This is a genomic window from Lysinibacillus sp. GW823-FHT02G10 (assembly GCF_058797135.1).
In genome coordinates this window covers 1305865-1317319 of sequence record NZ_JBXAJI010000001.1, presented here as the reverse complement: position 1 = coordinate 1317319, position 11455 = coordinate 1305865, and the positions used below count along the sequence as shown (strand labels likewise).

Here is an 11455-nt window from a genome sequence, read left to right as displayed (position 1 = left end):
GGGTACGAGTTATTCGTCCTTATACTGCTTTTTATATTTCGTATAATCATGCTCTAATTTTTCGTTTTTTGTTTTCGTTAGACGTTCATGTGTACTAAAAGAGATAGATTGTCGATTTTTTTCAACATCTTTACCAACTGTGCGTTTAATGTGCATCCGCTTCTTTTTAGCTTTAGATTGTGACATGAGCATCGCCTCCAATTCATTTTTAATTCTATAGTAGCGAATAGGGAAGAAAAAGTAAAACCTCGTAAGCAAGATACTTACGAGGCTGTCGAGTGTATTAGTGAGATACGTCCTGTACAGAAATACCTGTGTTTGCTTTAACGTCAACTTCACGATACTTCGCATCATCTGTTTCTTTAGAAAGTAATGTGCCGATGAAACCACCAAGGAAACCAAGTGGTACAGAGATTAAGGCTGGGTTCGTTAACATAATTAAAGGATCACCAACGAAAATTGCCTTACCTTCAACTGGATTCCAAACGTTTGGAGACATAGCAACTAATACTAACGCAGAGATTAAACCTGTTAACATCGCAGTAACAGCACCCGCTGTATTAAAGCGTTTCCAATAAATTGTGTAGATGATAACTGGAAGGTTAGCAGATCCTGCGATACAGAATGCTAAAGATACTAAGAATGCAACGTTTAATGTTTGTGCACCAAGTGCTAATAGGATAGAAATAACAGCGATTGTAATCGAACCGATACGAGCTGCAAGAACTTGCTCTTTTTCTGTAATTTTACCCTTTTTGATAATTTGTCCATAAATATCATGAGATAGGGCAGATGCACCAGAAAGTACAAGACCTGCTACTACCGCTAAAATTGTTGCGAATGCTACTGCACAAACGAATGAGAATAGAATGTCGCCACCAAGTGCTTCTGCAAGAAGTGGGGCAGCCATGTTACCAGCAGCGTTTGCTGCGATAATATCTTCTTTCCCAACGAATGCTGCTGCACCGAAGCCTAAGAAAATTGTTAGAACGTAGAAGATACCTACGATCCAAGTAGCCCAAATAACAGATGAACGAGCTGTTTTCGCGTCTTTTACTGTGAAGAAACGCATTAAGATATGTGGAAGACCCGCAGTACCTAATACTAACGCAATTAACATAGAGATTGTATCAAGTCCATTTGTATATTTAAGACCTGGGTTTAAATAAGCAGCTCCACTGTCAGTAACCGTTGTCATTTCTTTAAACATTGTAGAGATACTGAAGCCGAACTCTTTTAATACTAAGAACGAAATAATAACTGTACCCAACATTAAAAGACAAGCTTTAATAATTTGTACCCAAGATGTTGCTGTCATACCACCGAATAGTACGTAAGTTGTCATCATGAATCCTACGATTAATACGGCGATCCAATAGTCGATTCCTAAAAGTAATTGAATAAGTGCTCCTGCACCAACTAGTTGTGCAATCATGTAGAATAAAACAATTGTAATAGTGCTTAAAGCAGCTGTTCCACGGACTTTGGCGTTATCAAAACGCGCTGTAATCATGTCAGCTAATGTAAATTTCCCAAGGTTACGTAATGGCTCAGCAACGATATATAATACCACTAAGTAAGCTACTAAATAACCAATAGAGAAGAAGAATCCATCAAATCCAAATAATGCTACAGCACCAGCGATACCCAAGAAGGATGCTGCTGATAAGTAGTCACCAGCGATAGCTAGTCCATTTTGCCAGCCTGTTAAGCCACCACCAGCAGTATAGAAATCACTTGCTGAAGATGTACGTTTAGATGCCCACCATGTAATAACTAATGTTAAACCAACAATGGCTACGAAGAAGAATATGGCTGTAAGACTCATTCCGTTACTCATCGGCGGCCACCTCCGTTCTCGTATTCAGCGATAATCGCTTTTGCTTCTCTATCGAAGCTGTTTGCCTTTGCTACATATAAATGACATAACCCCCATGTCATGATGAAAAGACCTGCTGCATAGATCCACACCCAAGTAATTTCCCCAAATGCCTTTTGGTGTAGAATTGTCGTGTACGATGTCAGAATTGGTAACAACATGTATGCCGATAAAAATATGGCAGTCATTGACCAAAGAAAAGAGTTCTTTCTTCGTACAAGAGACTTAAATGATTCTTGATTTGCAATTGAATCATAGTCAATCACGATACCTTTTTTTGCTTGATTGTTCGCCATTAACATTCCCCATTTTGTGTATATTTTTTCTACCTCAAGACTTGATTTTGCTAGTTTAGTGAATTCACATTTTCATTTTATGTAACAGTTCACAAAATTGCAATACATTTCAGAAAAATTATGTAAAAAAAATTTTTCAGAAAATACTCTTAAGAGAGAAAAAATGGCGCAAAGCCAAGAATATAAAGGGTTTTAGAAAATTCAGATAAATAAATGAAGTGAAGAGAAATCTAGATTCTTAACAAAAAATGAAGGGTAAATTTACAAAAAAATCTTGTTTTTTCAATTAAAAATAAACACTATTTACCTAGTGAAAATTGGATTTTTTCTGTTTTTTGGAAGTGAAATAATATTGTTCGATAAATAAATTGGTAGATATTGAATAACAAAAAAGGCGAAAAACTCGACCAAAAATCGAATTTTTTGCCTATTTTTTTGCATTTTTTGAATTGAGATTCATTATGCAGGAGGTGTATAAATATTAATGTGAAATATCAGAGACAGACACGCCTGTATTTGCTTTCACACGAATTTCTTTATAAATACGTTCTGCTTCTTCCTGTGGCACTTTGTTAGATGAAAGAACAGTACCTAAGTATCCAGCAATAAAGCCTAATGGAATCGTAATAATCGCTGGAACAGCAAGTGGCACAAGTGGTTGTCCAACAAAGATAGCCGCACCTTCAACAGGGCTCCACACATTTGGTCCCATTGCTCCTAAAATTAAACATGATACTAACCCCGTTACCATCGCAGTTACAGCACCTGTAGAATTAAATTTCTTCCAATAGATTGTATAAAGGATTACAGGTAGGTTTGCTGACGCACCGATACAAAAGGCGAATGATACTAGGAATGAAACGTTTAAGCTTTGTGCAAACAGAGCGAGAATTATAGACACGATCGCAATCGAGATAGAGCCTGTACGAGCTGCTACTACCTGTTGCTTCTCTGTTAATTTACCGCCCTTAATGATTTCTCCATAAATATCATGAGAAATGGCTGAAGCCCCTGTTAGTACTAAACCAGAAACAACGGCTAAAATAGTCGCAAATGCCACTGCGCCGATAAATGCCATCAATACATCTCCACCTAAGTAATGCGCAAGAAGCGGAGCAGCTGTATTACCAGCCTTACTTTCAGCAAGAATTTGATCTAAACCTACAAAGTTTAATGCACCGAACCCTAAGAAAATTGTTAATGAAAAGAAAATAGCTGTAATCCAAGTTGTCCAAGAAATAGAGGCACGTGCTGTCTTTGCATCCTTTACTGTAAAGAAACGCATTAAAATATGTGGTAAACCAGATGTTCCTAAAACTAAAGCCATCATCATCGAAACGGAGTCGATTGTGCTTGTATACTTAATTCCAGGTACAAGGAACTTTTCGCCATGATCTACTGCAATTGTGTCGAACATCTTCATAAGAGAGAAGTCAAATTTCATTAACACTAAAACCGCTAATAAACCTGTTCCGAATAATAATAGACTTGCTTTAATGATTTGCACCCAAGAAGTCGCTGTCATACCACCAAACAATACATAAGTTGTCATCATAACACCGACAATTAAAACGGCAATCCAATACTCAATACCGAATAATAGCTTAATCAATGCACCAGCACCAACTAGCTGTGCAATCATATAAAGAATTACGATAATAATGGTACCAGACGCTGCCACACCACGAATTCGCTTTTCATTGAAACGAGCCGTTAACATATCTGCTAACGTGTAGCGGCCTAAGTTTCGCATTGGCTCAGCAATGACATAAAGCAGCACTAAATTCGCTACTACATAGCCTACAGAAAAGAAGAAACCATCAAAGCCAGTTAAGGCAATTGCACCAGACACCCCAAGAAAGGCTGCCGCAGATAAATAGTCACCAGCAATCGCAAAGCCGTTTTGCCACCCCTTTAAACCACCACCAGCAGTGTAAAAATCAGCCGCAGAAGATGTACGCTTTGCTGCAATATAAGTAACAACAAGTGTTAAGCCAACAATAGCTAAAAAGAAACCTATAGATACGATATTCATTTATTTTCCACCTTTCGCCTGATACTCTGCAAGAACAGCGGCTGCAGCTTTATCGAATGAAGCAGCTTTTTTTACATATACTGTACAAAGCACAATGGTCATGATAAATAATCCTGCAGAATAAACCCATACACCCGTAATATTTCCGAAGAATTTTTGTTGTAGTACAGGCTGGAAAGCAAGAATCGGAAGCAGGATATAAAGAATTAAAAACACTGCTGTAATCGAGAAAAGAAAGGTATTTTTCTTTTTTACAAAGCTATTAAACGATTCCATTGCTTCAATTGCATGATAATCAATTGATTGGGCCTGTTTTTTGCTTGAAACATTCGCCATTATTTTTCCCCCTAAAGTTATATATTTCTGTTTTAAACGACATATTTCTTTTTCGTTCGTCGTTATATTCACTTATTTTATGGGGGAGAATCCTATAATGCAATACTAAATTTTGAGTTTTTATAATTTTTAGTCACTTCTGTTTTGTGGAAATAACATAGAAATAATAAGGATTTATTAGAAAAATTCTGTTTAAAAGAGCGTGCGGTTTTCTGATGAAATAATATTGTTAAAATAGTTTGTTGTTGATAAAAATGAATGTAGGAGAAAATACAAACATAAAAGAGAATTTTCTGTATTTTATTATTCTGCTATTAAATTCCAGGGGAGCTTGTTAAGTAGAAATAATTTGTTATATAACAATTATCTGAGATTTTGGGAAATAACGAAAATGATAAAAAAAAGCTATGAAAAAATTTTTAAAAAGGATGTGTCATTTGGAAGAATTAGTGAGGTGGAATTCCAGAATCAGTTAATGTTCACATGTTATACAAATAGCCATCTGGGTGTAAGTCCATTATCTTGTGTTTAGCTTCTATAATGAATAAAATAAGGTGATGAAATGAAGGGAAGTGGGCACCACTAATGACAAAGAAAAGTATATTGCTAGTTTTAGTTCTAGCATTTAGTAGCATTCTAGCTGCTTGCGGTAGTTACAAGTTTGAACCAACATTAAATCTCGAGGTTCAAGATTTCACAGTAACAAATCAAAAAAATGAACAAGTGACCCTAGATGATCTTAAAGGTAAGCCTTGGCTAGCCATGTTTATTTTTACAAACTGTACGACAATCTGTCCACCCATGACATTTAATATGACAGAAGTTCAACAAGCATTACAGGATGAAGGCCTTGAAGATTATCAAATTGTGGCATTTAGCGTCGATCCAGAAGTGGATAAGCCTGATGTTTTAACAAATTACTTAAATACGTATAATGTTGTAGATGAAAGCAAATGGCAGCTACTAACTGGCTATCAACAAAAATTCATTGAACAATTTGCACGTAAATCATTTAATTCATTAGTTAAAAACGATCCTAACTCAGACCAAGTCATACATATGTCGAGCTATTATTTAGTAAACGCAGACGGCACAGTTGTAAAAGACTATGATGGCGCGACAAACGTACCAGTTGAAACAATCGTTGGAGATATGAAGGCTCTTATTAAGGAGAGCAAATAACACAGAAGTCCATGTGACTTCTGTGTTTTTTTATGGAAAGAGGGGAAAGTAAGATGTACGCCTTTAAAAATCATTCGTCTCGATTTACTTTCCCAATATTGCAGCGAATACGGCAATATTATATCGTTATATGCAGCAATGGTTCATTAACTTAAACTATTCAACTGATTAGTAAGAGGAGGGATTTTAATGAATAAACAGGACCAGCTTAACTTGATTAAGGACGACTTTATAAATTCTCAAAAGGTACTATTAGCAATTGGTGATGAAACCAGACAAGCTATTTTAATGGTATTAATGAGCACAGATTGTCAAACGGGATTGCGTGTAGGTGAAATCACAGAACAAACACATCTATCTCGACCAGCTGTGTCACATCATCTTAAGATTTTGCGAGATGCTGGTGTTATTTTAATGCGCAAAGAAGGTACAAAAAACTTTTACTATATAGATATACGGACAAAACTAGGTTCGTTAAAAAATCTGGTGTTGGATATTGAGACGTTGTTAACGGAATTTTATTGACAATATAGTAGGTTATCTGGAGGAATGAACGATGAAAGCAATGGTGATAGATCAATATGGCAAAGCCCCAATGCACATGGCAGAAGTGCCTACACCTGAAATAAATGAATATGAGGTACTTGCTGAAATCCATGCAGCAAGTATTAATCCGATTGATTTTAAAATCCGTGATGGGAAAGTAAAGCTGTTAATCCACTATAAAATGCCACTGATCCTTGGAAATGATTTTTCAGGAGTCGTCGTAAAGGTTGGCGTAAAAGTGACTCGCTTTAAAGTAGGAGATGAAATTTATGCACGTCCAAGGAAGAGTAAAATTGGTACTTTTGCGGAATATATCTCGATTCATGAAGATGACATAGCCCTAAAGCCTAAAAATTTGAGCTTTGAGGAAGCTGCATCAATCCCACTGGTTGGCTTAACGTCATACCAAGCTTTACATGACATCATGCAATTACAAAAAGGTCAAAAGATTTTAATTCATGCTGGCTCTGGTGGTGTAGGTACCTTTGCTATACAACTAGCAAAAGTAATGGGTGCCTCAGTGGCAACAACGGCTAGCGAAGCTGGTGCAAACCTAGTTACATCTTTGGGTGCAGATAAAGTGATTAATTATAAGAAAGAAAACTTTGAAGCTATACTGAAAAATTATGATGCAGTCTTTGATACGCTTGGAGGAAAGACCTTAGAAAAATCTTTCGAGATTATCAAGGATGGTGGAAAAATTGTCTCCGTATCAGGCACGCCGAATGCACGTTTCGCCAAAGAATATGGTTCAGGATTTTTCAAAACATTATTATTTTCAGCAGCAAGTCATAAACTGACCTCACTTGAAAAGAAATATCATGCTCAATATTCCTTCTTATTTATGAAACCAAGTGGCGATCAATTACGCATAATCGCCGATTTAATTGAATCTGGTAAAATCAAACCAGTCATTGATAGAACTTTTTCATTTGAAGATGCTCAAAAGGCGATGGAATATGCGGAGTCAGGTAGAGCAAAGGGGAAGATTATCGTAAAAATGAAATAGTCTTTATGTTCCCTGAAATTCTTTAATTCAAACAGCCCTTTTCAGTTTTCACAGTTCTTGTTTTGCAGGATAGATGAGATTGGAAAAGGGCTGACTGTTTATAGCAGAGTTAAAATTTCAGAAAAAACAAAAAATAATGTTGACTTATAATAAAAGTGTTTTGTATTATGTATACATAAAACATAAAGAGTTTAAACCATTCATATAAATTCAAATTTTTAATTTCGTATGGTAAAGACTTAATAAAAAGGATGGATTATTATGGAAGGGGCAAAATTAAAGCCGATTGAGAAGGAAAAAACAACGCAAGACAAAGTGTATAAAGAAATTAAAAAAGCGATTTTATACGGTGGTATAACGAGTGATGAGATCTTTACAGAGGTTCAATTAGCAGAGAAATTAAATACTTCAAGAACGCCAGTAAGAGCAGCTCTTCAAGACTTGATAAAGGAAGGTTTACTTGTCTCTATTCCCAGAAAAGGAATGACTGTAAAAAAACTGACGGAAGATGAGCAAAAAGAAGTGTTCTTATTAAGAAGTGCTATTGAAGTGGAGGCAGTAAAGAAGCTAATTGAAATCATAACATCTCCTGAGCAGCTAAAGTCACTCAAGCTAATTTTGAAGCAACAAGATGAAGCGCTCCAAAATGATGATGCTATCCGATTTATTGGGTTAGACCATGAATTTCATTTGTCGCTTACAAAGTTGGCTAAATTCACGATAATGGAACAAATTTTGACCAATTTGCACAATCTAACACAGCTAATGGGCTTAAGAGCAATTAGGCAGCCTGGAAGAATGAAAAGTGTTTTAGTTGAGCATCAACAAATTATTCAAGCTATTGAGGAAAAAAATCCTGATTTAGCTTCAAAAATGATTTTAAATCATTTAGAAAAAACAAAAGAAACATTAATGGTTATTGATAATAGCTAATAGTCATGAATGCTTTGAAGGGAGGTGTTAAGGAAGTTACTACTATCGTGTAGGGTGTACTTCAATGAAGATAAATTTTAAAGCGTGAGAGGTTTACTTATTTGTTCGGTGTAAGCGCTTGCGTCTTCGTCCATGCTGAATTATTGTAATTTTTTGAATTATTTCAGAGATTTATGTATACACAATACAGTATACAGAATACTTGATTGGGTTCATTAATTTCTGAAAGATTGTCTCTTATAGCTTCTATTTAAACAACACATGGGGAGGAATTAAATATGGTGAGAACAAGTCAAGAGTACTTACAAGCATTGAAAGACGATCGTGTGATCTACATAAATGGGGAAAGAGTCAAAGATGTAGCAACACATCCTGCCTTTAAAGGTATTACAAATACAATTGCAGGTTTATATGATTTAGCGTTAGATGAATCAAACAATATGATTTATCAAACAGAAGATGGAACGCTAGCAAACAAAATTTATATGATTCCCAAGAGTCGTGAAGAACTGAAAGAACGAAGATTGGCCATTTCAAAATGGTCTGAGGCCACTTGTGGTTTTGTTGGAAGAAGCCCTGATCATGTTGCTAGTTTTTTAGCTTCATTTGCTAGTGCACCTGAAGTATTCGAACGTGGAGGAAAAGCCTATGGAGAAAATGTTTTAAATTTCTATAAGCATGTACGAGATAATGATTTATATGTAACGTACGTAATTATTCCTCCTCAAATTGATCGAAGTAAAGCAGCTCATGAACTAGAAGATAAATACCTTCCTGTAGGCGTTTATGAAGAGGTAGAGGACGGTATTATTGTGAGAGGTTCTCAAATGCTTGGTACAGCTTCAGCAGTATCCGACTACTTATTTGTAAGCTGTCTTACGCCACTCCGTCCTGGGGATGAAGACTATGCATTATCCTTTGTCTTACCGATTCACGCGAAAGGATTAAAATTCTATGCAAGACCTAGCTATGCGGAAAAATCACCGAGTACATTTGATTATCCGTTGTCTTCTCGTTTTGATGAAAGTGATTCGTTAGTGGTTTTTGATGATGTATTTATTCCATGGACAGATATTTTTGTGTATAAAAACATTGATATTGTAAGAGCTCAGTTCCATGAAACACCAGCTCACGTATTAGGCAATAATCAAGCTCAAATAAGATTTAGTAATAAATTGAAATTCTTAATTGGTGCAGCACGTAAAGTAACAGCTATGAATGGCATTGATAAAATTCCTTCTGTTCAAGAAAAGCTAGGTGAGTTGGCATCCATTGCAGCTTCTGTTGAAGGTAACCTATTAGCATCCGAATATAACTGCACGATTGATAAAAATGGGGTCGCTCGACCAGATCCACGTTTCCTGTATGGTGTAGTTGGTCAACAGGATATTATTTATGCGTCTACGATTCGGATTTTAAGGGAGCTTTGTGGTGGAGGTGTTTTACAATTACCTTCTTCCTATAAAGAAATGATTAATCCTGAGACGAAAGATGATATCTATCAATATATTCGTTCAACTGGAGTTGGAGCTGAAGAGAGAATCAAATTATTTAAGTTAGTGTGGGATATCATTGGCTCAGAGTTTGGTGGTAGACATCAACAATATGAATTGTTCTATAATGGTGCACCATTCGTTACGAAAGGCTATTCATTTAGAAATTATGGATATGAAGAGCCAGTAAAAATGGTTGAAACATTTTTAGAAAGTTATTCCCTTCCTACGCAAGTGGAGGAGCTGGTTTAGGAAAAAAAGATAAAAGGATGTTGAAAAAATGAAAATTGCATCAATACAGTTAGAGATTAAAGATCAGGAATCGAAAAATGCTCGTATCGATCGTGTCGAAGCAATGATTGATCAATTAAAGGGACAAGATTTAATTGTACTACCCGAAACATGGGCGACAGGGTACTTTGCATTTGATCGTTATGTTGATGAATCAGAAGAAATAAACGGTGATTTTGTACAGCGATTTTCTTCAAAGGCAAAAGAAATCCAATCCTATCTATTTGCAGGCAGTTTCATAGAAAGAAACAATGGAAAGTACTATAACACAAGTGTTCTATTTTCTCCCGAGGGTACACTCATTGGAACCTATAGAAAAATACATTTATTCCGTTATGGTTCGCAAGAGGGGAAAATTTTAACAAGAGGAATCGAAACGACTGTAGTAGATACGGACTTTGGGAAGGTAGGATTATCAACTTGCTATGATTTACGTTTCCCTGAATTGTACCGCGCAGAAGTTGATTTAGGAGCAGAATTACTTCTTGTGACATCTGCTTGGCCACATGCTAGATTAGAGCATTGGAAAATATTTAATACAGCACGCGCATTAGAAAACCAATGTTTCTTAATTTCAAGTAATTGTGTAGGTAATACACATGGCATCCAGTTAGGTGGTCACAGTCAAGTGGTTGATCCTTGGGGAATAGTTATGGCAAGTGGAGGCGATGAGGAAACCATTGTAAAAACAGAAATTGATCCTTCCCAAATTGCTACTATTCGTGATGCCTTCCCTAATTTAAAGCATCGAGTTTTAGATAGACAGGAGGAATTGATTTAATGAATATTATCGTTTCTGGAAAGCAAATGGAGGCTACACCTAAACGCTTACTTATTGCTGGCTATACAGGTAAAGATCAAGCATCTGTAAAAAAACATATTGATGAATTAAGAGAGATTGGTGTTCCAGCCCCACCTCAAGTGCCAATGATTTACGATGTTTCAACTAATCTTCTTACAACAAGTCCATCCATTTCAGTAGTTCAGGAAAGTAGTAGTGGAGAAGCAGAAGTCGTTATTATGAACGTGAAAGGGAAATGGTACGTAGGACTGGGTAGTGATCACACAGATCGGGAGCTTGAAAAATTGTCCATTCAAAAATCCAAACAGGTTTGCAGTAAGCCGATTTCCACTCAATTTTGGTTGCTAGATGACATAGAGAGTCGCTGGGATGACATTGAAATGCGAAGTTGGATGATTGTGAATGGTGAAAAAAAAGAATACCAAACTGGAACACTTGGAGAGTTTTTGCATCCAAAAGAGCTAATAAAAATTATTACAGAGCGTGGATATTACAGTGAGGATTTGATGGTTTTTTGTGGGACTCTACCAATCGTAACTGGAGAATTTATTTACGGTGATGGTTTTTCAGCAGAATTGTATGATGCTTTAACAGACCGAAAAATTCAACTAGATTATAAGGTTCATATTTTAACAGATGCGGAGGTAGTATGA

General features: G+C 36.2%; 12 protein-coding genes. 7 read left to right on the top strand and 5 right to left on the bottom strand.

From position 1 onward, the window contains the following. Window positions 1-9: 9 nt before the first annotated feature. The 5 genes from brfA to AC1RFD_RS06845 form a co-directional block, all read right to left on the bottom strand. Window positions 10-186 (bottom strand): ribosome rescue factor BrfA, encoded by a 177-nt coding sequence (gene brfA / locus AC1RFD_RS06865; RefSeq protein WP_004227938.1) that lies wholly within the window; start codon window positions 184-186, stop codon window positions 10-12. A 97-nt stretch (window positions 187-283) separates the two neighbouring features. After that, window positions 284-1828, bottom strand: a complete 1545-nt coding sequence (locus AC1RFD_RS06860; RefSeq protein ID WP_048393165.1) for a solute symporter family protein — start codon at window positions 1826-1828, stop codon at window positions 284-286. An 8-nt stretch (window positions 1829-1836) separates the two neighbouring features. Next, window positions 1837-2175 (bottom strand): DUF485 domain-containing protein, encoded by a 339-nt coding sequence (locus tag AC1RFD_RS06855; protein ID WP_048393058.1) that lies wholly within the window; start codon window positions 2173-2175, stop codon window positions 1837-1839. Between the two features lie 481 nt (window positions 2176-2656). Beyond that, window positions 2657-4210 (bottom strand): solute symporter family protein, encoded by a 1554-nt coding sequence (locus AC1RFD_RS06850; RefSeq protein WP_016993894.1) that lies wholly within the window; start codon window positions 4208-4210, stop codon window positions 2657-2659. Continuing rightward, entirely contained in the window at window positions 4211-4546 is a 336-nt protein-coding gene (locus AC1RFD_RS06845; protein WP_004227946.1) for a DUF485 domain-containing protein, read from the bottom strand. A 585-nt stretch (window positions 4547-5131) separates the two neighbouring features. Between AC1RFD_RS06845 and AC1RFD_RS06840 the strand changes: the two genes are divergently transcribed. From AC1RFD_RS06840 to AC1RFD_RS06810, 7 genes are all read left to right on the top strand, one after another. Continuing rightward, window positions 5132-5728, top strand: coding sequence for an SCO family protein (locus tag AC1RFD_RS06840; RefSeq protein WP_004227948.1), 597 nt, complete (start codon window positions 5132-5134; stop codon window positions 5726-5728). Between the two features lie 189 nt (window positions 5729-5917). After that, complete coding sequence (locus tag AC1RFD_RS06835) at window positions 5918-6253, top strand: ArsR/SmtB family transcription factor (protein WP_054550229.1); 336 nt, start codon at window positions 5918-5920, stop codon at window positions 6251-6253. 31 nt (window positions 6254-6284) lie between these two features. Further along, a complete protein-coding gene (locus AC1RFD_RS06830; RefSeq protein WP_492474672.1) occupies window positions 6285-7283 on the top strand; it encodes an NADP-dependent oxidoreductase in 999 nt (332 codons plus the stop codon). Between the two features lie 261 nt (window positions 7284-7544). Further along, window positions 7545-8216: a GntR family transcriptional regulator gene (locus AC1RFD_RS06825; protein ID WP_048393050.1), complete on the top strand. Its 672-nt coding sequence runs from the start codon at window positions 7545-7547 to the stop codon at window positions 8214-8216. A gap of 278 nt (window positions 8217-8494) precedes the next feature. Continuing rightward, window positions 8495-9961 (top strand): 4-hydroxyphenylacetate 3-hydroxylase family protein, encoded by a 1467-nt coding sequence (locus AC1RFD_RS06820; RefSeq protein WP_492474670.1) that lies wholly within the window; start codon window positions 8495-8497, stop codon window positions 9959-9961. Between the two features lie 28 nt (window positions 9962-9989). After that, window positions 9990-10781, top strand: coding sequence for a carbon-nitrogen family hydrolase (locus AC1RFD_RS06815; protein ID WP_054550228.1), 792 nt, complete (start codon window positions 9990-9992; stop codon window positions 10779-10781). Beyond that, window positions 10781-11455 (top strand): DUF2848 family protein, encoded by a 675-nt coding sequence (locus AC1RFD_RS06810; RefSeq protein ID WP_054550227.1) that lies wholly within the window; start codon window positions 10781-10783, stop codon window positions 11453-11455. The genes AC1RFD_RS06815 and AC1RFD_RS06810 overlap by 1 nt, the downstream gene beginning before the upstream one ends.